At 42.9% G+C, this 21370-nt stretch carries 18 protein-coding genes; 8 read left to right on the plus strand and 10 right to left on the minus strand.

Features of this window, described 5'->3' with window-relative positions; all coding sequences use genetic code 11:
* Window positions 1-47 precede the first annotated feature (47 nt).
* Together gcvH and L0991_15130 are read right to left on the minus strand one after the other, a co-directional pair.
* Window positions 48-428 (minus strand): glycine cleavage system protein GcvH, encoded by a 381-nt coding sequence (gene gcvH / locus L0991_15125; protein ID XGB64884.1) that lies wholly within the window; start codon window positions 426-428, stop codon window positions 48-50.
* 51 nt (window positions 429-479) lie between these two features.
* Window positions 480-1772: a serine hydroxymethyltransferase gene (locus L0991_15130; protein ID XGB64885.1), complete on the minus strand. Its 1293-nt coding sequence runs from the start codon at window positions 1770-1772 to the stop codon at window positions 480-482.
* A gap of 440 nt (window positions 1773-2212) precedes the next feature.
* Between L0991_15130 and L0991_15135 the strand changes: the two genes are divergently transcribed.
* The 3 genes from L0991_15135 (at window position 2213) to L0991_15145 (ending at window position 5726) form a co-directional block, all read left to right on the plus strand.
* Window positions 2213-2836, plus strand: a complete 624-nt coding sequence (locus tag L0991_15135; protein XGB65452.1) for an XRE family transcriptional regulator — start codon at window positions 2213-2215, stop codon at window positions 2834-2836.
* 448 nt (window positions 2837-3284) lie between these two features.
* Window positions 3285-4418 carry a glycine cleavage system aminomethyltransferase GcvT gene (gcvT, locus tag L0991_15140; GenBank protein XGB64886.1) on the plus strand — a complete coding sequence of 378 codons (1134 nt, stop codon included), beginning with the start codon at window positions 3285-3287 and terminating at the stop codon, window positions 4416-4418.
* A 249-nt stretch (window positions 4419-4667) separates the two neighbouring features.
* A complete protein-coding gene (locus tag L0991_15145; protein ID XGB64887.1) occupies window positions 4668-5726 on the plus strand; it encodes a trypsin-like serine protease in 1059 nt (352 codons plus the stop codon).
* A gap of 153 nt (window positions 5727-5879) precedes the next feature.
* On the opposite strand, the gene L0991_15150 is transcribed toward L0991_15145, so the two are convergent.
* Entirely contained in the window at window positions 5880-6197 is a 318-nt protein-coding gene (locus tag L0991_15150; GenBank protein ID XGB64888.1) for a hypothetical protein, read from the minus strand.
* 201 nt (window positions 6198-6398) lie between these two features.
* On the opposite strand from L0991_15150, the gene L0991_15155 reads away from it, so the two are divergent.
* On the plus strand, window positions 6399-6716 hold the full coding sequence (locus L0991_15155; protein XGB64889.1) for a helix-turn-helix transcriptional regulator: 318 nt from the start codon (window positions 6399-6401) through the stop codon (window positions 6714-6716).
* Between the two features lie 81 nt (window positions 6717-6797).
* On the opposite strand, the gene arfB is transcribed toward L0991_15155, so the two are convergent.
* Window positions 6798-7208 (minus strand): aminoacyl-tRNA hydrolase, encoded by a 411-nt coding sequence (gene arfB / locus L0991_15160; GenBank protein XGB64890.1) that lies wholly within the window; start codon window positions 7206-7208, stop codon window positions 6798-6800.
* An 87-nt stretch (window positions 7209-7295) separates the two neighbouring features.
* Here arfB and L0991_15165 point away from each other — a divergent pair, with 87 nt between their 5' ends.
* On the plus strand, window positions 7296-7901 hold the full coding sequence (locus L0991_15165) for a beta-phosphoglucomutase family hydrolase (GenBank protein ID XGB64891.1): 606 nt from the start codon (window positions 7296-7298) through the stop codon (window positions 7899-7901).
* A 40-nt stretch (window positions 7902-7941) separates the two neighbouring features.
* On the opposite strand, the gene L0991_15170 is transcribed toward L0991_15165, so the two are convergent.
* The 4 genes from L0991_15170 to L0991_15185 form a co-directional block, all read right to left on the minus strand.
* Window positions 7942-9846, minus strand: a complete 1905-nt coding sequence (locus L0991_15170) for a diguanylate cyclase (GenBank protein ID XGB64892.1) — start codon at window positions 9844-9846, stop codon at window positions 7942-7944.
* Between the two features lie 237 nt (window positions 9847-10083).
* Window positions 10084-11832: a formate--tetrahydrofolate ligase gene (locus L0991_15175; GenBank protein XGB64893.1), complete on the minus strand. Its 1749-nt coding sequence runs from the start codon at window positions 11830-11832 to the stop codon at window positions 10084-10086.
* A gap of 270 nt (window positions 11833-12102) precedes the next feature.
* Window positions 12103-13407, minus strand: a complete 1305-nt coding sequence (locus L0991_15180) for an inosine/guanosine kinase (GenBank protein ID XGB64894.1) — start codon at window positions 13405-13407, stop codon at window positions 12103-12105.
* A 116-nt stretch (window positions 13408-13523) separates the two neighbouring features.
* A complete protein-coding gene (locus L0991_15185; GenBank protein XGB64895.1) occupies window positions 13524-14000 on the minus strand; it encodes a CreA family protein in 477 nt (158 codons plus the stop codon).
* Window positions 14001-14248: 248 nt separating this feature from the next.
* On the opposite strand from L0991_15185, the gene L0991_15190 reads away from it, so the two are divergent.
* From L0991_15190 to L0991_15200, 3 genes are all read left to right on the plus strand, one after another.
* Window positions 14249-14743, plus strand: coding sequence for a hypothetical protein (locus L0991_15190; protein ID XGB64896.1), 495 nt, complete (start codon window positions 14249-14251; stop codon window positions 14741-14743).
* Window positions 14744-14803: 60 nt separating this feature from the next.
* A complete protein-coding gene (locus L0991_15195; protein XGB64897.1) occupies window positions 14804-16612 on the plus strand; it encodes an HD domain-containing protein in 1809 nt (602 codons plus the stop codon).
* Between the two features lie 260 nt (window positions 16613-16872).
* Window positions 16873-17601 (plus strand): HAD-IA family hydrolase, encoded by a 729-nt coding sequence (locus L0991_15200; protein XGB64898.1) that lies wholly within the window; start codon window positions 16873-16875, stop codon window positions 17599-17601.
* 435 nt (window positions 17602-18036) lie between these two features.
* Here L0991_15200 and L0991_15205 read toward each other — a convergent pair whose 3' ends face one another.
* The gene (locus tag L0991_15205) at window positions 18037-19461 is read right to left on the minus strand and encodes a methyl-accepting chemotaxis protein (GenBank protein ID XGB64899.1); all 1425 of its coding nucleotides are present in this window, start codon (window positions 19459-19461) and stop codon (window positions 18037-18039) included.
* A gap of 148 nt (window positions 19462-19609) precedes the next feature.
* A complete protein-coding gene (locus tag L0991_15210) occupies window positions 19610-20833 on the minus strand; it encodes an aromatic amino acid transporter (protein ID XGB64900.1) in 1224 nt (407 codons plus the stop codon).
* Between the last annotated feature and the right edge of the window lie 537 nt (window positions 20834-21370).

The raw sequence follows: 21370 nt of genomic DNA on the forward strand, positions 1-21370 counted from the left end.
AAATTAAGCTGCTCACAAGAGCAGCTTTATCGTAATGAGGTTACCTATTAGTCTTCTTCGATAGAGCTTAGGTATTCTTCCGCATCTTTAAGGTTGTCTAGTTCAGACGCATCAGACATCTTCACTTTAACAATCCAACCACCTTCATAAGGTTCTTCGTTGATTAGCTCTGGGCTATCTTCTAGTTCTTCATTGATTTCTACGATTTCACCGGAGATTGGCGCGTAGATATCAGAAGCAGCTTTAACTGACTCAACTAGAGAGAAGCTTTCGCCAGCTTCAATTTCGTCTTCAGTTTCAGGCAGGTCAACAAACACAACGTCACCTAGCATCTCTTGAGCGTGCTCAGAAATACCGATAGTTACAGTACCGTCACCGTTGTCTTTTACCCACTCGTGGCTGTCTGCAAACTTAAGTGTATTGTCCATTGCTTATTCTCCAAAAATTTATGAGGTTTTAATTTAAATCTTAAAAACGGATTAACGGTAAAGAGGGAAGCGCTTGCAAAGCTCTTTAACTTGTTTGCGAACACGTTGCTCAACTTCAGCGTTGCCTTCAGGGCTTTCAACTAAGCCATCAAGAACATCACCGATCCATTCACCGATAAGTTTGAATTCTTCAGTGCCAAAACCACGACTGGTTCCAGCTGGCGTACCTAAACGAATACCCGAAGTAATCATAGGCTTCTCTGAGTCGAATGGTATGCCATTTTTGTTACATGTGATGCCCGCACGCTCTAATGCTTCTTCAGTTACGTTACCTTTCAAGCCCTTAGGACGAAGGTCAACCAGCATTAGGTGCGTATCAGTTCCGCCAGTCACAATGTCACAACCGCGAGTTTGCAACACTTCAGCAAGAACTTTTGCGTTATCGATCACTGAATTAATATAAGTATTAAATTCTGGGCCAAGTGCTTCACCAAATGCGACAGCTTTAGCCGCAATTACGTGCATTAGTGGGCCGCCTTGTAGGCCAGGGAATACTGCAGAGTTGATCTTTTTATTGATGTCTTCGTGGTTAGTCAGAATCATACCGCCGCGTGGGCCACGAAGTGTTTTGTGCGTTGTTGTCGTTACAACGTGTGCGTGTGGTAGTGGGCTAGGGTGAGCACCTGTCGCGATAAGACCCGCGATGTGTGCCATATCGACCATTAGAATAGCGCCAACTTCGTCAGCGATTTCACGGAATTTAGCGAAGTCGATAACGCGTGGGATAGCACTACCACCTGCAATAATCATTTTTGGTTGGCATTCGATCGCTTGAGCGCGTACTGCTTCGTAATCGATCTCTAGTGTGTCGCGATCTACACCATATTGAACTGCGTTGAACCATTTACCAGAAAGAGCAGGGCGTGCACCGTGAGTAAGGTGGCCGCCAGCGTCTAAAGACATACCCAGGATAGTATCGCCAGGTTGAAGTAGGGCAAGTTTAACTGCGCCGTTTGCTTGAGCGCCTGAGTGAGGCTGTACGTTTGCGTATTCACATTTGAACAGTTGTTTAGCACGTTCAATAGCAATAGCTTCAACTGTATCTACGTGCTCACAACCACCGTAGTAACGACGACCTGGGTAGCCTTCTGCGTATTTGTTGGTTAGGCAAGTGCCTTGAGCTTGCATTACTGCTTTAGAAACGATGTTCTCAGAAGCAATAAGTTCGATTTGTTCGTTTTGACGAGTGTTCTCTGCTTGGATTCCAGCAAATACTGCGTCGTCAGTCGCAGATAGGTTCGTAGAGAAAAAACTGTCTAAGCTATGGTTTTGGTAAGCGTTCATTGTCGAGACCTTTCATTAAGCTAATGGTGATTGTTTTTATAGTCCATTAGGTCTTACGTAGATTTCTGCATCGGTATCGTTTGCGTTATATAGCTGTATAGATAGACGGTTTGCGTTTTATTTATACATCTACACCATCAAAGCGATCGTTGTAGGGTCAATGCAGCACGAATTGGTTCCCAAAATTTCGGGTAAAAAACAGCTCTTACAAATGTTAAATCTATCACTTGCGACAAGCTGAAGTAGCATCTCTTCATCTAACAAGTCGATAACATAGCTCCGATAAAATCAATTTTCAACAAAAATTTCCAATAGGAAACAGTTTTTCTCGTTTTGCTACAGGGAGCACGCTTTATTTCTCTGTGTGCTCTTTAATCAACAAAGCGCTTCATGCAACAATGAATTTAATAGACAGGAAGTAAGAAATGAATGAGGGACCTATGTCAGAAGACATTTATGATGAGTACCCATCTTTAACGTTAGCGAAGGAAACGTTAGATCAGAATATCGAGCCACTTAAGCTCGGTCAGCGTATTAAAGATATCCGCGGCAAGTTAGGCATTACGCTAGAAGAGGCGAGCCAACGTACCGGCTTAGCACGCTCTACGTTGAGTAAGATTGAGAACGAACAGATTTCACCAACGTTTCAAGCAATGCAGAAACTGGCAATGGGTTTGCAAATTGACATGCCGCAACTCTTTGAGCCACCAAGGAAAAAAGTTGCAACGGGACGTCGTGACTTAACTAAGGCAGGCCAGGGGAAACCTCACCCAACTCCAACTTATGAGCATGAACTGCTGGCGACTGAGCTTTCCAATAAAAAGATGATGCCATTCAAAAGCCGTGTTAGAGCACGTACTTTTGAAGAGTATAATGATTGGGTTCGTCATGATGGTGAAGAGTTCTTAATGGTTATCTCTGGTGATGTGATGTTCTACTCAGAATTCTATGAACCTGTACCGATGAGCGAGGGGGATAGCATGTATTACGACGCCAACATGGGCCATATGTTGATTTCCACCAGTACAGAAGATGCTCTTATTTTGTGGGTGACTGCAAAATAAGTTAACAAAATCAGAATTTCTTATAGTGAATGCAAACGTTTGCTTTTGTTTCTAACGTTTACCAAAAGACGCGATATTGGTGTTAAAAGCATCAATATCGCGTTTTTGTATGCGACTAAAAGTTGTTTTTAAATTGTTAAATGTCACATTTTGAGCTGTTTTAATCTTGTTAAGGGTGTAAAACTGACTCAGGCTTGTTTACTATAGTGAACACGGTTTACTCATGTTGATTGAAGTTTACTGAAGTGAATTCTTAGAAAGTGAGTCGTATAGCTTTTATACATAAGCCCCTTTTTATATCGCTAGTAATAAAAGCCTATATAAAAGACATCACTTTTTACTATCTACTGTTTCTAACGTTAATCCGTATCGTTAGAAGCGACTCTAAATAGAGATATAAGCGGCAGACTCGACTTTGGAAAGCCTGCAACGCTTCATGGAGAAGAAAATGACTCAAGAACACGCTAATCAAGACCTACTAAAAACACCTCTGCACGCACTTCACGTAGAAGTGGGCGCAAAAATGGTTCCTTTCGCTGGCTACGACATGCCAGTTCAGTACCCACTAGGTGTAAAGAAAGAGCACTTACATACTCGTGACGCTGCTGGTCTTTTTGATGTTTCTCACATGGGGCAACTGCGTTTACACGGTGAAAACGCAGCCGCTGTTTTAGAATCTCTAGTTCCTGTCGATATTATCGATCTTCCCGCTGGCAAGCAGCGCTACGCGTTCTTTACTAACGAGCAGGGCGGCATCATGGATGACCTTATGGTTGCTAACCTAGGTGATCACCTATTTGTTGTTGTTAACGCAGCTTGTAAGACACAAGATATCGACCACCTTACCGCTCATCTTCCTGCAGATGTTGAGATGGAAGTGATTGATGACCGTGCACTATTAGCACTTCAAGGCCCTAAAGCGGCTGAAGTTCTTGCTCGTTTCCAACCGAGCATTGCAGACATGCTATTCATGGACGTTCAAAAAGTTGATGTAGACGGTGTTGAATGCATCGTAAGCCGTAGTGGTTACACTGGCGAAGATGGCTACGAAATCTCTGTACCGAACGATCATGCTGAAGCACTAGCTCGTAAACTTACGGCAGAAGCTGAAGTAGAGTGGATTGGCCTTGGTGCTCGTGACTCACTTCGTCTTGAATGTGGTCTTTGCCTATACGGTCACGATCTAGATACAACGACAACACCAGTAGAAGCTAGTCTTCTGTGGGGTATTCAAAAGGTTCGTCGTACTGACGGTGAGCGTGCTGGCGGTTTCCCAGGTGCCGATATCATCCTTGAGCAAATCGCGACTAAAGACGTTCAACGTAAGCGTGTTGGCCTAGTGGGACAAACTAAAGCTCCTGTACGTGAAGGTGCTGAGCTGTTTGATGTGGAAGGAAATAAAGTAGGTGTGGTAACGAGTGGTACTGCTGGTCCTAACGCGGGTAAGCCTGTTTCAATGGCATACGTACGCACTGATCTTGCTGCTATCGGTACAGAAGTATTTGCTGAAGTTCGTGGTAAGAAGCTACCAATGACAGTAGAAAAAATGCCATTCGTACCTCAACGTTACTACCGTGGCTAATCTCTTTTAAGATAAAACACAAATTATAACGAAAGCCTATTGTTAGCTTCTCTTTTTAGGGATGTTTAACGGTAGGCTTTTTTGTTTTGATTGGATCTTCGGCCATCAGTATCCTGTCATTTTTCGTTGTCATGTTTAAAAAATGTCGTATTGAGGTTGCAAAAACACGCTATACTGAAAGCCATAGCATGTTATTGTTGGGAACTATTCGCATTATAAATAAGTTGTAAGTGTTACAAGGAGTTATCTATGAATTTGAATCAAGCAATTAGTCCTATAAACAAAGTCGTTGTAGGTCTTTTAGCGCCTTTGATTTATTCATCAAGTGTTATGGCTATAGAGAATGCGGTTGAACCGACTCCTGATGCGGGCGTGACACCTTATATTGTTAATGGCAGCAATGCATCAGTTAGCGATTTCCCTTCAATGGCGAGTTTGTTTATCGATCGTATTGATTACGATGGTGTGTACTCGACAGGTGCGTATTGCGGCGCAACCATTTTAAATCCGACTCATATTCTGACCGCCGCGCACTGTATTTACGGTAATGAAGAAGGTCAGCTGTTTACAACAGTGGTACCGCAACTTGAAGATACGTCTGAATTTCCTAATGGTAATATCCAGAAATCGCGCGTAGTTGAAGTTTACTATCGAAGTGACTACTCGGATAACCTAAGTGATCTTCTACGTAACGACGTTGCTGTTTTAAAGCTTGAAAGTGCATTGAACATTGATTCAGTGAATGATGTGGTTAAGCGTCCTTCAGATGATAGCTACCGTATCGGCGTAAATGACTTTGTAGCAGTTGGGCACGGAGACACTCGTTCTGGTTTTGATGCTACGACGATTTTGCAAAGAGCACCGCTTCACCATGTAGATAACACTACGTGTGCGTCGGCTTTCTCTGATGGCTCTGCTTTAACAGATAATCAGATTTGTTTCGTCGGTGATTTCAGTGTATTTACTCAATTATACGGCGGTACTTGCCAAGGTGACTCTGGTGGCCCAGTTTACTGGTTAGACGGCGCGGATTACCGACAAGTTGGTATTACAAGCTTTGGCCCAGAAACGTGTGGGGGAAGCTCTACTGTGACTTCGGTATTTACAGAGATCTATGACTACAAAGATTGGATTGATAGTGTAGTTGCTGGCAATGAAACACCTAAGTTTGTCTCTACAGATGCTAAGCGTACTGCTTATGTGAATGCGCGTACTTCATCGGGCTCTAGCAGTGGTGGCAGCGTTTCGTTTGGTTTATTAGGCATGCTAATGTTGATCGCTGGTGTGAGAAAAGCGGTTAAACGCTAGAAGTTGATGACTTTGAATAAGTCGACGTTTCATCGAATGATGACGTCGACTTTTTTGTTTCTGAGTTTCTAGGCTTATTGTGATGGCTTTGAGCTAGTAAGTATTACCAATGCTTAACTAACCTAAGTTACGAATAAACAATAGAGTAGTAACTCAAACCGAATTGGCTTTCCTACTGTATCGTTCGATTATCTCATCCATTTCTTTAATAGCGTCATTGATGCTTCTTATTCCGCCTTGCGCGACACTTTTCTCATTAGTGTTTAAAGCGGAAAAAGCACGTTTAAGCTCTTTGTCTTCTAGCATATCGCCGTGGAGTAAGACCTCTTTGTAAGTAAGAAGTCTGTGTTGAACTTCGATAATATCGGCACGTGTTGTGTTTGAATCTAAAGCCTGTTTTATACAAGGAAACGCTAATTTGTAGTCATTCGCAATTTCCAACTCGACTTCTTTCTTGTTCGCAATATGCAATTTTTATTATTTCCTAAGACTTGGCTGACCAAGTTTACTAGCCTGAATAGTTGTTATAGACGTATGTGTAAATGTTTATGATACGTAAGGTTTTTTAAGGATCGAATAATATGCCTTTAATAGCTTATGTAAACATGAGTGAGTCAATATGGTCTGCTTCTTGCTGAATATAGGTCATAACTGTCTAGTGGGAGTAAGCTTATGTCACAAGAGCCGATTGTCATGGCGCTCATTGAGCGTAGGAAGCGAGCTAATTTGTCCCAAGAGAAACTGGCTGCTAGCGCAGGAATGAGCTTAAAAACTTATCAGCGCATCGAGCGCGGTGAAGCAGATATTAAGATGTCACAATATCGCTCGATAATTCGGACATTGAAAGCGACAGATCTGGATGTGGTGTTAGATGTTGTTGGCGCTTCTCATGCAACGGCCGAAGACGTCGCTGCGGTGAGTCGCTTGCTCACAAATGAAGAACGCATGTTGCTGATCAAGCTAATTCTCGCGTTTAAAAAGCCACAGTGAATATTTACGGGTGAAACAGTGGGGGAAAGCGAATAGAGCCGTTATTTGATTGGTAGTGGCGCACCATTGGGAAGGAAGCAGCTAGCTCACTCTTCCTCTAAGTTGTTTGGTGTTGCTTCTTTGCTTTTTGTTCTCTAAACGCTTTCTTTGTGAGCTACGTGTAGGCTTAGTGGCTCTTCTTACTTTTTGAACCTTTGTTGCTTCCAATATCAGTTCTTTCAAGCGTACTAACGCATCTTCTCGGTTTTGCTCCTGAGTTCTGTATTGTTGCGCTTTAATGATGATCACACCGTCTTTAGTAATTCGGCTATCTTTGAAGGCCAACAACTTTTCTTTGTAGAAATCGGGCAGAGTAGAGTGCTTGATATCGAAGCGTAAGTGTATTGCGCTAGAGACCTTATTGACGTTTTGGCCTCCCGCACCTTGGGCTCTGATCGCGGTTAACTGAAGTTCCCAGTCTTGAATTGATACAGAGTTAGATATTTGTAACATAAACTTCCATTTTGAACCGTAATGTGGCGTCATGATACTGAATATTGGTTATGGTATCAGTAACTTTCTTAAAGAGTGGTAACAGTAATGAAAATAGATTTAACGGCATATGAAGGATTAATCTTTGATATGGATGGTACGTTGATCGACACAATGCCGGCTCATGTCCAGGCTTGGCAGCAAACGGCACAGGAATTTGGATTCCACTTTGAAGCATCTTGGCTGCATAGCTTAGGCGGCATGCCGAGCTACAAAATAGCAGGCGAAGTGAACAGCAAATACGGTTTGTCTCTCGACCCGCAGGCGGTGTCTAAGTTCAAGATGGCATCATTCGCGGCGATTGAAGACAAAGGGGATGTCATCCCTTGTACACATTCGTTATTACTCGAACATTTAGGAAATAAGAAGATTGCGGTTGGAACAGGAAGCCAGCGTAAAAGCGCGGAGCAGTTGCTAGAAAAGACGAACATTCTTAGCAAGCTCGATATTCTTGTTACCGCTACAGACGTGAAAAATCACAAACCGAACCCTGATACCTTCTTAGATGCTTGTTTTGGTATGGGGTTACAACCGAAGCAATGTGTGGTGTTTGAGGATACGGACCTTGGTAAACAAGCTGCTCACGCAGCAAAGATGGACTGTATTCTAGTGGTAGATGGAAATAAATTAGAGTTTCACCCTGCACCGAGCTGATTACCTTCAGAATATGAGGTCGCTTAGGCGTTAGTTCGTGCTAGGCGATTTCACTCATCTCGGTGTCTAAGAATAGACATACGCTATCACGCCCTGCAGCTTTCGCTTCGTATAGCGCTAGGTCGGCACATTTGTAGTTTAGGGCAGGGTCGCCAGTTAGATTCGTGATACCAGCACTAACGGTAACAACACTGTCTAGCTCAAGACTAACCGCAATTCGCAGCCTATTAAGCACGTAGTCAGCTTCTTCTGTTGTGGTGTGAGGAAGAATAACACCAAACTCTTCACCGCCAATACGAGCAACGAAGTCAGTTTCACGACACTCACGTTGCAATACTTGAGCAACGGTCTGAATCACTCGATCACCATAGTCATGACCAAACCTATCGTTAATGCGTTTGAAGTGATCGATATCTAGGATCGCCAAACAAGAGTGTTCTCGGGTAGGGTAACGGTTAATACGGGAGCATTCATCGCGCAGCTCCAGATCAAACTTGCGGCGGTTCCAACATCCCGCTAAGGCGTCTTTTTCGCTTAAGTTTCTTAGTTTGTTCTCAAGCTCTTTGTGTTTACTGATATCAACAAATGACGCGACATAAAACTGGATTACGCCTTTTGCATCTTTAATGGTTTGGATGCGAAGTATTTCAGTAATCAACGACCCGTCTTTACGACGGTTGACGACTTCACCTTCCCACATACCTTGCTTCTTAATAACGCTCCACATTTTGATGTAGAACTCTTGGTTGTAACGCCCTGATGCAAACATTGAAGGTTGGCGACCTTTTACGTCTTCCAATTCATAACCACTGACTCGAGTAAACTCTTGGTTTACTTTGATGATGCGGTTATTACGGTCAGTGATGACCAATGCCGACATGCCATTCATCGCGGCCTTTGCTAATTGGCTTTCAATACTGTTCTTCTTATGGTTTCTGTTCCACAGTACAAAACCTGCTGAGATCATCGAGATTAAAACCGTTAAGGTAACGATCTGCACGACGATGGCGTGGTTCTCACGTTGGTACTGGCTATTAAACTGCTGATTCTCTATATGAAGTACCATGTAGATAGGGCCTTCAAACTGCTTGATCTTAGGACTGATATCAGCATGGAAATACCAGTTTTCACCATCAAAGTAACTAGAAGATGTGTTGTCTTTTATCGCAGCCCAGAGCTTGGGATACAGCTTGGCATATGTTTGGCCTGAGCGTGATTCAATAACGTGACCAAAAGACAGTGAAGGATCTGGCCCCATGATGATGTGACCAGTCTTATTGAGAATAATTGGGACAGCAGAGGAGTCGCCGATTTGGTAATGAAGGCGTTTATAAATCTCTAGCATGTTTAAGTTGGCAATGAAGTAACCAATAATGCGATTGTTGTCTGCGACAGGTGACATAATCCGCAGTGCCGGAATCAACGGGCGAACTATCTGACCGTTTTCGACTTCAAGGTCGATGCCTTTAGTACTGACCTCGCCGATCTTAAGTTCTTGAAGTGCGGAGAAGTAACTACGTGATGATTTATCTTGGAGTTCGTGTTCCGGAACAACTGAAGCATGGCCATCTTTGTAATTAATGCGGAACACTTCATTACCGGTTAAATCAAGATAGCGTAATTGAGAATAGTACTTTTGGCCACGTGCAAGCATTACCCACAGATCTTGTAACGCTTCCGTGTGAATGACCGACGGCTCTTTAATTGCTCGAAGTAACGTTTTGGAATCTGCTATAGAGGGAACGGAGTTAGAGATTTGTTCAACAATGACAGCGAGCTCGTGAAAGCTGTACTCAATCTGGTTTTGGCTAGATTGTTTGATGTTTAGCGAGTGCTGGGCTTCGACTCTGTCGAATTCAGAGTTGATATAGAGGGCAGGGACTAATCCTAGGGCAAACACGGTGCACAGAAATTGGCTGACTAGTTTCTTTATACTTGTATTCATCACTGTCCTCAAAGAATCAGCGCAATACTATATATTTTATAGGGTTTTTAATGTGATCTTGACCCAGAACTTAAAACAAGATTTGCATATTACTGTGGTTTTAGTGCAACTTTGTGCACCTTAGCTTGATTAATGAGCAATCACTTAACGATAAAATGATTGCTCAATATAGAACAGTGCTCCGAAAAACGAGGCGATTAAATCCCGATATTTCGACATTTATCTGGATAAAGGTGTCTAACTAAGACCAACAATATTTCCATTACTATCAATATCTAACGACATGAACGCCGGTTTATCTGGTAACCCAGGCATGGTCATTACATTGCCGCATAAAGCGTAAATAAAACCAGCACCCGCACACAGTTTTAGTTCTCTTACGGGCACGTCAAATTGGCTTGGTGCGCCTTTGATATATGCTTCCGTTGAAATAGAGAGTGGTGTTTTAGCTAAGCATACCGACAGGTCTTGATAGCCATGTTGTTTAAACTCAGCCAACTGCTGCTTTGCTTTCGGGGAGAGTGTAATACTCGCGGCACCGTAACCGATTTCAGCAACCGCCATGAGTTTCTCTTCTAAGCTTTGGCCTGTTTGGTAAAGGGGCTTAAAGTCACTGTCACTTTGGCATGATTTGACAACCGCTTGTGCAAGTTTAGTTACGCCGTCACCGCCTTGATCAAATGCTTCACTGACTTCAACAGCGACGTTGCTATCGAACTCTGTAATCATCTGTTTCAATGTGTCGAGTTCTTGTTGAGAATCTTGCGGGAAGCGGTTGATCGCTACTACGGTAGGCACACCGTATTGCTTAACGTTGTTAATGTGCCACTTTAGGTTTTCAAAGCCAGAGAGTAACCCGTCGTTGTCGTCACTGAAGAGCGAATCGGGTAGTGGTGTTCCTGGTCTCAAATCATACAAACCAGAGTTCGCCTTTAGTCCACGCAATGTCGCTACGACTACCGCGCAATCGGGCTTCTTACCAGATGCTTTAACTTTGATATTGCAGGCCTTTTCGAAGCCCATATCTGAACCAAATCCACCTTCAGTTACAACGAAGTCGCTGAGTTTCAGTGCGATCTTATCTGCAATAATCGAAGAGTTACCATGAGCAATATTCGCAAAAGGACCTGCGTGTATAAGCGTTGGTACGCCTTCAAGTGTCTGCATCAAGGTTGGTTCGATAGAGTCTTTCATTGTTACTGTCATTGCACCGGCAACATCAAAGTCATTTGCTGTTAAAGGCTTACCTTGTCTGTTGTATGCCAGTACGACACGACCAATTCGTTTGCGTAAATCTTGCAGGTCATCGGCCAGTGCTAAAATAGCCATAAGCTCTGAGGCGGCTGAGATATCAAATCCATCTTCGCGTTCATAGCCGTTGATCGTTTTATCCGTTTCGTTTTTACCCACGGTAATCATACGTAACGCGCGGTCATTATGGTCGAGTACACGTCGCCAAACGATTCTGCTAGGGTCTATATCCAGTGCTTTCAAGCCTGAGCGAGTTTCAAATGCTTGTAAGCCTTCACGCTGTTCGTGATACAAGCGTGCATCAATAGCCGCAGAGGCAAGGTTATGAGCGGCTGTTACAGCATGGATATCACCAGTTAGGTGAAGGTTCAACTCGTCCATAGGAGCAACTTGAGAATAACCACCGCCAGCAGCACCACCTTTCACACCAAACACTGGGCCCATTGAAGGTTGGCGAATACACGCCATTGCTGATTGGTTAATCTTCGCCAGTCCTTGTGCTAAACCGATAGTCGTCACGGTCTTTCCTTCACCAAGTGGTGTCGGTGTAATTGCGGTCACGACAACCAGTTTTCCATCTGGCTTTTGAGATAGGCGTTCGAGTGATGTTAGAGACACCTTTGATTTGAATTGCCCCAAGGGCTGATGTTCTTGTTCTTGTAGGCCGGCTTGCTTAGCAACCTCACTGATGTTTTTAAGGGGTGTTGAACGACAAATATCGATATCAGACAGCATATTTGATCCTTATATCAGAACCGAAAGGTGGTACGTAAACGTTTGCGTGGCGATGGTACTGTATAAATTTGCTAAGTAAAGGCAAACCACACAGATTATGTGCTGGAAGATAACAGATCTGAAGAGTCATTGCGCGAGATCAAATCTTAAATGAGCCAAATATTCGATTTAGTGGGTTCGAATTACGCTCACATCCACTTTAAATACAAAAGGGGCTGCATATCGCAGCCCCTTTTAAATGATAGTATTAGTCACGTGACAGATACGCGATTAACGGTCCCAGTATGTTTCTTCTAAGCTATCTTCGCGTTCTGGTAGTGCACGAGAAAGGCGAGGTGAGTGCTGTGTTAGCACTTCGTAGCTTACGCGGTTTGCATACTTACAAATCTGAGATAGTGAAGAGTATGTTAGACACGTGTGTTCGTGTTTCTCTGAGTTTGGCACGTTAACGAAGTGGTAGCTGTTTGCTGCCATGTCGTGTAACAGAGCAGAAAGCGCGCCATCACCCGCACCATTAGTGTTCTTAATCTCTAGTGGACCACCAAGGTATGGACCAATGTGAGAGTATACTTTAACTGGATTTTCACAGTCTTGTTTACGCATAGCACGGCTGAATTCGTATTTATTGAACTCAGGGATATTGCCTGGTAACAGTGGAAGTGTAGTTTCGCGTTTTGCTAGCTCGTCTGTGTAACCTGCCATATAAAGGCCGATTGGACCAGCAGTACACAGTACTAAGTCAACCCATTCTAGTGCTTTGTTCGCTGCAAGAAGTGGATCTTTTTCGCCTGTTAACGCTTCACCTTCGTCTTCATTCATCGCAACGATAGTTACGTTCTCTTTCAGGTATTCTTGCCACCATTCAGCGTTACCTTCGATCACGTATTTAGTACCAAGCGTTAGAACAACAGGGACGTTGTGCGCTTTCGCGTATTCAATCGCCTTTTGTACTGCTTTTGGCATTGGATCTTCAGGGTTACCGCGCATTAGGTACGAAGAAACGACTAGAGCCGATGCTTTCTCGAACACTTTCTCAGGAATGCTCTCTGGAAGCAGCTGGTTCATGTGTCCTTCGTTAATCGCAAACGTACGCTCGCCATCTTCGGTAATTAGCGTGTAACAACGACCGATTGGGCCATCTACCGTTTGTAAGTGGTTCAGGTTCATACGAGAAGAAGTGCGGCAAAGGTAACGGTAACCAAATGAGCCAACTTCAATTTTCTTAGACATTACGCCAAGCAGTACAGATTTGCTGTCTGCAAGTACGGAATAGTTGTGCAGTGTGTTGCCGATAGTATCGCCAGGGTATTGATGCGTAATCAAACCGCGCTCTACAAGCTCTTCATACAGCGCATCGGCTTTACTTTCTTCCAATACCAGTGAGTGACCTTTACTCAGCTCATATTTATCAAGGAACGCACTGTCAACACGAGCTTCGATATCAACAATGGTTTGACCTACACCAACAATCGTTGCACGGTGCAGTTTAGGTGTTTGTTGAATTTGGTTGACCAACGGATCACGTGCGTGAGTTGGAAAGTAATGCTTAGATTTACGCTGTCCAGGAAACTTCATATGAAAAATACAGTGAAAAAATTTTGCCGCATGATATCACATTTTGTTTCTGTTTCTTTCATTTTTATTACATTTTGAATCACCTGCACAATGTCTGTACAGGTGATTCGTATTGATTATTCTGTTGGTACGAGTGTTGCTGGATCAACGTAAGCCGCTGTACCCCACAGAGGAACAGTAGATAGGCTGTGTTTGAAGCTGCCTTCAGTCTCTTTAGTGGTGTAAGACAAGTAGAGCAGGGACTGGTTTTCTGCGTCGTAAATACGGCGAACTTTCATGGTTTTGAAGAAAATACTTTTCGACTGCTTGAATACCACTTCGCCAGATTTACTCTTATCAATCTGCGCGATCATTTCAGGCGTGATTTCACCCGTTTGGCGGCAAGAAATAGAGCTATCACTTGGATCAGAAAGACTCAGGTTCGCTTCGATGGAAGCTATGTGACACGTTACGCCCGGGATTTTGTCATCGTCTAAAGATGACATCTTAATATCCTTCATTGTGAAGAAACCTAAAGATACGTCGCCAACCTCGTTGTCCGAACAACCTGCTAACATTGTCATGATACCGGCTGCTATTAAGGCTTTTTTCATAAGAAGTCCTTTTTATTTGTATAGTTCTGTTTACTATAAGAAAATTGAAAGCTTGAATACGAGTGTAGAGCTTTTCGTTAAGTTCTTAAAGGATGTTGTTGGATAATGAAAAATATGAAGCATTTAAAGTACTTGTTGGCCTTAGTGATGCTCTGTATGCTCTCAGCATGTAGTTCGGCGCCTCAGCCGACCGTATGTCTGCCAAATAACTGTGATATTTGGGGATACTAACTGTAGGTACTAAAAGAATGAATAACGAAATACCTGAAATCGCATTAAAGAAGAATCAGTGGCTGTTTAGCCAGCTTGATATTGCTTACCCCGCGAAAGAAAGCCTTTTAGGTCTAGATATCTATAAGAATCAGCTTTCCCAAAAAACTTACCAACTTCTCCCGCAAGACCAAACGCCCTCACAAATTGACGAACTGCATAAAGTAGATTTTCACAAACTGACGGTTCTTTTCTCTCTAAACCAAGCTAGTGCTTATCAAGATGAAGCGGAAAGGGCGAATATTCTAGAATTCTTAAGCCAAATTATGTTGTCAGACGAACATGAGCTGTATGTAGGTACTAAGAGCGGTGATGTGGTGGCGAGTGGCATCGTAACGGCGAGTGACGATGAACTGCTAATATCAGATATTGTTAACCAAGACGATCAAAATATTGTCGGGTTTGCTAAACAGTTACATGATTTTTGGGCTCAAGATCAAGATTCTACCTATAAAGTATTATTCGAGAACTAATGACTCTTTGAGAAAGCGTTAATCTGAGTACAATACACCGTCTTTTAAAAAGGGTTCGGTATGTACAAGCTATTGATCTCAATCGCTGTATTGTGTGTTAGCGCTTTTTCTCCTGCAATTTATGCTAACGACTGGGATGTTAAACAAATCCTAGTATTACACTCCTACGAACCTTCCTATCAATGGACCGCTGATTTCCAAAAGGGGATCGATAACGCGTTCAAGCAATCCCATGGCGAAGTAAAACTCTCTATCGAGTATTTAGATACTAAACGCATTCATAACCAAGACTACTACGATTCTCTCGTGGATTACTTCGAAGCAAAATATTCAGGTTATGAGTTTGATGGGGTAATCGCGACTGATGATAATGCCGCTAATTTCCTTGAGTCACTAGGTGCAATCATAGATCGTTCAACACCTGTTGTTGCCGTTGGTATTAATGACTTAGATACAGACATGTACTCCGTGACCGACAAAGCGACTGTGCTTTATGAGAATGATCATATTGATATTAATATTGAGCTCATTTCTCAGCTACGCCCAAATATCAAGAACTTATACTTTGTAAATGATTACAGTGTCACGTCTCAGCTGATCCGTAAAGAAGTTCATAAAGTCATGGCGGGCTATCCACAAATCAATCTTGTGGAAATCAGCAATCAGACTTTAGAGCAGGCGGGTGAGTATTTGAAAAATATCTCCGCCGATGATGCAGTGTTGATTAGTCACTACAACACCGAATTGACGCAAGGTGTCTACCACTCTTATACCGAAATTGCAGAAACCATATCTCAGGCGAGCGCTGCACCCGTATTCGCACTTTGGCAGTTTTACATTCTTGGGGATGTTCTTGGCGGATATGTGAATCATTCACAAAGTATGGGTGAACAAGCGGTCGATGCATTGGATAAGTACGTCCCACTTGGTTTTAAAAGCTCGTTAGTACCCGGTGATAACATACGTTTTGTATTCAATTACGATGCGATGAAAAAGTTCGGATTACGTGAAAGTACACTTCCAGAAGAATCGGTAATCATTAACGAACCTTCATCTTTCATACGTAAGAACTTCCAGTTGCTATTGGGCTTAACCATGGTAATCGCAGGTTTGAGCTTGATTATCGTGATGCAATTTATCACCTTACGTCAGAAAAAAGAGTTAGCCAAAAAGAACAAACGGATTCTAGCGCTGCAAAAACAGACGTTAAATGTACAAAAAGAGATGATTCATGTCTTAGGTGAAGCCATTGAGACTCGTTCAGGCGAGACTGGCAATCACGTAAAACGCGTTGCCAAATTGTCAGCACTGTTAGCTAAACACAGCGGCTTGAGTCATAGAGAAGTCGAGATGATAGAGATCATCAGCCCAATGCACGATGTCGGTAAGATCTCGGTTCCTGAGTCTATTCTCGATAAACCGGGCAAGCTAACCGAGCAAGAGTGGGAGGTAATGAAGCTTCATACCACTGCCGGTTATAATTTATTGAAGAGCGGTGCGGGTGATATTACTAACCTTGCGGCAATTATTGCCAATGAACATCATGAGCGTTGGGACGGTGCCGGGTATCCAAATGGTAAAGCAGGTGAGGAGATTCATTTGTTCGCGCGTATTACCGCTGTAGCGGACGTATTTGATGCGTTGCTGAGCGCACGTTGTTACAAAGAACCTTGGTCTTTAGATATGGTTGTCGATTTATTCGAACGCGAGTGCGGTTATCAATTCGACCCACAACTCACTCGATTACTTCTAAAACATTTGCCTGAATTTGTCGCGATACGTGATACTTATCCTGACACCGCAGCTTTTGAATATACCTTCAAGGTTGAAGAGCAATCCAAAGTCGAAGAAGAGACGGCAGTCAGTTAATATTTTGTACAACGATTTTGTATTCTAATATTTATATTTTCTCCTATTAACTTCAGTTTTTTGTAAAGCTTTCAGGCATTGATACTGCGAGTCTGGTGATGATTTGATGAAAACTGTTGCTTATGGCGGCTCAGAAGGTGATCTGCTGCATATTTTGCGAAGAGAAATAAGCGTGCATCCATAAACTGTTACCTCAGTCATCCCTCACTTTGAAAGAACCCTATAGGATAAAACTTGGATTTAATCTGAGTGAGAGAACTATGCGGTTAGAACAGACTAAATGTGTGATATTTGATTGCGATGGCACGCTTATCGACAGTGAAAAGCTGTGCTGCCAAGCCTTAGTCAATGTCTTCAGCGAATTTGGGGCCAAGCTAAACCTCAACGACTGCTACGCTCACTTTCAAGGGGGGAAGCTAGCCGATATTTTAATGGACACACAGACACGCCTGGGCCTGTCTATCTCCATTGACACACTAGAGCCATTATATCGAGCAGAACTAGAAGCACTGTTTCAACGTCACCTGAAGCCAATGGATGGGGCCGTTGAACTGATTGAGTTTCTAAAGAACCAAGACATAGAATTTTGTATCGCTTCAAACGCACCTAAATCTCGTGTTGAATCTTCCCTTGCGATGACTGGTATGCTCGACGATTTTAAAGGTAAGGTGTTTTCAGCATTCGATGCAAATAGCTGGAAGCCAGAACCTGACTTGATCATGTACACAGCAATGAATATGGGCTTTTTGCCAAACGAGTGTATTTATGTTGATGATACCTTGAAAGGCATAGAAGCAGGGGTCCGTGCTGGCATTCAGTCATTTAGGTTAAGACCAAATCTAGACGAATCAGTAGATGGCAATCCAAAAGCCGACACAGCGGAGCTAGCGGCTCAGGACATCTATAGTTTGGAAGAGATTTCTCTCTGGATTAATGGCAAGCACTGCTCAAGTGGTGATAAACCGAACTCTGCAGCTTTGGTGGGTTAGCGCCTAGTTGAAGGCTGAGTACTTTACTAAATTGTTTTGTGTGAAACCCGCAGGATGCGCAAGTAAACTTCTCTCCACTTTCTGAAAGTAGGTATTCGTCATGTTGGCATAAAGGGCATGTCACGTCTTCGATGTTTGGTGCTTCTGTTTTATTCATTATGTGTCACCTGCAGCAAGAGGGTAAGCGAAAATAAGACCCGTATAGATAGACTACTCTTAAGCTCGTTTATTAGACAGTTTTGCTCATTTATATTCTCTCCTTTGCGACTTGCTTCATGGTAATGATAACTTCATCGTTAGTGGCGCATTTTTCTTATGGTATTAACGCCATCCAATAAAAAAGGACTCATGTGAGCCCTTATTTGTTGTTGCCCCTTTGCTCTATAAACGAGATGATTCTTTCGCGCGAGCTAGGTGCCTGTTATCTACAAACGTTTAGGTGCGATATCTCGCCAATGTCTGCGATAGGGTTACAGACGCTTCCGTCAACTTAGACACGCCATTCGATGAGTTTTGTGCCACTTCTTTAATCACATCAGATTGACTGCGAATGTCGTTAAGCTCAGCTGCAATGGTATTTGCTACGTTGCTTTGCTCATCCGCTGACGTGGCGATTTGAATACTCATATCCATCAGCGCTTGAGCTGAATCGGCGATTGAGTTAACGTCGTCACCGATATTAGAAATCAGCTGGCTGCTAGTTTGTGCTTGGTCGACCGTTTGCTCTGTGATCTTAGCGATATTTCGGCTCTCTTGTTGCAAACGCTCAATCATCGCTTGGATTTCTACCGTGGCAGACTGAGTTCTGCTTGCAAGTGTTCTTACCTCATCGGCAACAACCGCAAAACCTCGACCTTGTTCCCCCGCACGAGCTGCTTCGATCGCTGCGTTGAGTGCTAACAGATTTGTTTGCTCTGAGATCGCGTTAATTGTGGTGATTACTTCATTAATTTGGCTAGTGTTAACGTTCAGGCTTGTTACTGAAGAAGAGGTTTGCTCAATCAAAGAGGAAAGTGTGGTGATCTCTGAGATAGCGTGCTGAACTTTGGCGTGGCTGTCATTGATTTGTTGTGCGTCTTGCTCAGTTTGCTCGGTAGAGCGTGCAGAAATGTTAGACACTTCATTCGCTGAAGCCGTCATCTGATCCATAGCTGTCGCAACAGAATCGAGAGAAGCGTTCTGACTCATGATTTGTGTTTCGCTGCGTTTCATCTCAGTTTCGAAGGAAGAGGAGGTTTCACTAAGCGTAGCAGCACTTTGGTTCACATTGTTAACTAGCTCAGTCAACGTATCCATGGAACGATCTAGTGCGCAGCCTATCGTACCAAATTCATCACGTCCAGGGTGGAATCCGAGTCGTGAGGTTAGGTCACCGTCACCAATCTTTTGAGTGGTTGTGTAAAGTACCCAAAGTGCACCACCTAAGAAAGTTGCGACCCAGTAACAGAAAAGACCGAAAGGCACACACCATAAAAAGCTGAGTAATAAGGTGTACAGTGCTTGCTGCTTTTGGTTTTGAATATCGTTGTTAGAAACGGTTAATGAGTAATAATTGCCATCATTAGCGATTGCCGTTGCAGCCACAACACCATTACTTGAAATCGTAGTTTGTTGTGGACGAGGTTGTTGAGTAATGCCACTCACGTTAGTAGGGTTGTCTGATGCTGACAAAATGCCTTGGAGTTTATACTCGGCTTGATGCTTTGCACTAGCGTCAATATATTCCACTTTATTAACGTAATTTAAGCCTGACAAGCTTGCCACAGCGGCGAGAAAGATTAAGAAAATAACCCAAAATTTGTCGTTAATAGACATTTTGATAAACAGTTTGTCTATCGTTCGAAATTGTACTTCTTTCATAAAAACTCCACGGTAAATCCTTTACCGTGGACTCTAAATAACCGACCTCAAGAAAAATGTGATACAAGCCGAGTAATTGTGAAAACTAATGATATAGACATTCCATAAATGAGAGATTGATCGACTATATCATTAGTGAATTGCTTTATTAACCGAGTGACGGTAATAACCCTACAGATATAAGGATTTGAATTGCAATGATAAATACACCAACGCCACCCGCTAAGAACAGTGCTTTGCTCCCGCCCAAAACTTGGTAATTAGATTGTGAGCCGTTAGTCGCGATGGTGAAGTCTGTGTAGCGTACTTTGTAGACCATGACAGTAGGTAAAAGAATGGCTAATACAGAAAGTGCGATGGCTGCGTAACCCAAAGCCATGATGAAGCCTTGTGGGTAAAATAGCGCAAAGCCCAGCGGTGGTAAGAAAGTAATAACGGCAGTCTTTACGCGTTTTGCACTACCTAGTTTATTGCTTAATGAGTCGCCCATAAATTCGAACAGACCTAAGCTAACACCGATAAAAGACGTAAGAAGAGCGAGATCGGCAAACACACCAACGATCACACTTAGATTTGACTGATGCACAGTTTGCGACAGCGATACCAAAAGTGCACCCAAGCTTGTGTCAGAAAGCAACTGCTCTTGGCTCACAACACCTAAAGTAACGCCTTGCCAAAAAATGTAGATAATTAAAGGTAGTGCAGAACCTACAATCATTACTTTGCGTAGTGAGCGTACATCACCATCAAGGTATCTTACGATAGAAGGGATACTGCCGTGGAAGCCGAAAGAGGTGAACACGACTGGAATTGCCGCAACAATCAGACCTTGCTGTAGTGGCATGCTCAATAGGTATTGAGAAGTAATGTTAGGTGCTAAGAAGCTCAGAACCAAAACCATAGCGACCAGTTTTAGCCCAAATAATACACGGTTAACCTTATCAACACTGTGCGTACCAATAGTTACAACACCAGCCACCAACAATGTAAACAGCAAAGTCGTCACTTGGCCATTGAGCTTAATTCCTGCGATGTCGGCAATTCGTTGATTAAACTGCGCACCACCGCCTGCGATGTAAGCGGCGCACAGTGCGTAAAATAGAAACATAACTGCGAAGCTCGCAATCCACTTTCCTTTTGTTCCTAAAATGGTGTGAGCCAAAGTGTGTAGGGTGGCATCAGATTCAACGAATTGGTGTAACTCCACCATTAATAACGCTGTAAATGCCATTAGTGCCCATAAACCAAGCATCAAGAAAAGTGAAGTTGAAAAGCCAATACCTGCAGAAGCAAGAGGAAGAGCGAGCATGCCGGCACCAATTGTTGTGCCAGCAATGATCAAAGTACTACCAAAAACCTTTGATTTATTCATTGTATATAATTCTTTACGTTAGGGTGTGTTTTAATTGTAATTCTTCTAGCTTAAGCGCATAAACCCAAAGAATATCTCGATTTTGGAGTATTCTGATTGAGTTTAATTCCAATTGCAACGGTTAATGTAATTTAAAATATCCACTGTAAATTAATGTTTACGTTGATGTTGTTGAGGTGCAAAAAATGAGGTGAGCAAACGTTTGACCATGATCGGCTTCAAAATAATTAGAGTAATTTATTGTACTTAATGTATGGTGGCAGTACATATGTCGTTCGCGTATACCCCTTTAACGTAGATAACCGTTAATGATCGCGAGTAGCTTCAAGCTATAAATATGGAATGGGTAGAGTAGAGTGCGTTCATCAAAGTGACATAATATAAGTCCAAGATGGTGCACTGGTTAATTGGACATAACGTCCACATCAAGGAATAGAGGGGGCACTATGAGTGACCAATCTTTAAATGACGAAAGTCTAGAGTTGTTAGATGCTATGGAAATTGGCATTGATTTATCTGACTACGAACAGACAGTTA

Origin of the sequence: Vibrio chagasii (genome assembly GCA_041879415.1) — a bacterium.
Lineage (GTDB): Bacteria > Pseudomonadota > Gammaproteobacteria > Enterobacterales > Vibrionaceae > Vibrio.

Bases quoted from the DNA above. Each gene is read 5' to 3' on its own strand.
- gcvH (XGB64884.1), bottom strand. From the start codon at position 428: ATGGACAATACACTTAAGTTTGCAGACAGCCACGAGTGGGTAAAAGAC.
- L0991_15130 (XGB64885.1), bottom strand. From the start codon at position 1,772: ATGAACGCTTACCAAAACCATAGCTTAGACAGTTTTTTCTCTACGAAC.
- L0991_15135 (XGB65452.1), top strand. From the start codon at position 2,213: ATGTCAGAAGACATTTATGATGAGTACCCATCTTTAACGTTAGCGAAG.
- gcvT (XGB64886.1), top strand. From the start codon at position 3,285: ATGACTCAAGAACACGCTAATCAAGACCTACTAAAAACACCTCTGCAC.
- L0991_15145 (XGB64887.1), top strand. From the start codon at position 4,668: ATGAATTTGAATCAAGCAATTAGTCCTATAAACAAAGTCGTTGTAGGT.
- L0991_15155 (XGB64889.1), top strand. From the start codon at position 6,399: ATGTCACAAGAGCCGATTGTCATGGCGCTCATTGAGCGTAGGAAGCGA.
- arfB (XGB64890.1), bottom strand. From the start codon at position 7,208: ATGTTACAAATATCTAACTCTGTATCAATTCAAGACTGGGAACTTCAG.
- L0991_15165 (XGB64891.1), top strand. From the start codon at position 7,296: ATGAAAATAGATTTAACGGCATATGAAGGATTAATCTTTGATATGGAT.
- L0991_15170 (XGB64892.1), bottom strand. From the start codon at position 9,846: ATGAATACAAGTATAAAGAAACTAGTCAGCCAATTTCTGTGCACCGTG.
- L0991_15175 (XGB64893.1), bottom strand. From the start codon at position 11,832: ATGCTGTCTGATATCGATATTTGTCGTTCAACACCCCTTAAAAACATC.
- L0991_15180 (XGB64894.1), bottom strand. From the start codon at position 13,407: ATGAAGTTTCCTGGACAGCGTAAATCTAAGCATTACTTTCCAACTCAC.
- L0991_15185 (XGB64895.1), bottom strand. From the start codon at position 14,000: ATGAAAAAAGCCTTAATAGCAGCCGGTATCATGACAATGTTAGCAGGT.
- L0991_15190 (XGB64896.1), top strand. From the start codon at position 14,249: ATGAATAACGAAATACCTGAAATCGCATTAAAGAAGAATCAGTGGCTG.
- L0991_15195 (XGB64897.1), top strand. From the start codon at position 14,804: ATGTACAAGCTATTGATCTCAATCGCTGTATTGTGTGTTAGCGCTTTT.
- L0991_15200 (XGB64898.1), top strand. From the start codon at position 16,873: ATGCGGTTAGAACAGACTAAATGTGTGATATTTGATTGCGATGGCACG.
- L0991_15205 (XGB64899.1), bottom strand. From the start codon at position 19,461: ATGAAAGAAGTACAATTTCGAACGATAGACAAACTGTTTATCAAAATG.
- L0991_15210 (XGB64900.1), bottom strand. From the start codon at position 20,833: ATGAATAAATCAAAGGTTTTTGGTAGTACTTTGATCATTGCTGGCACA.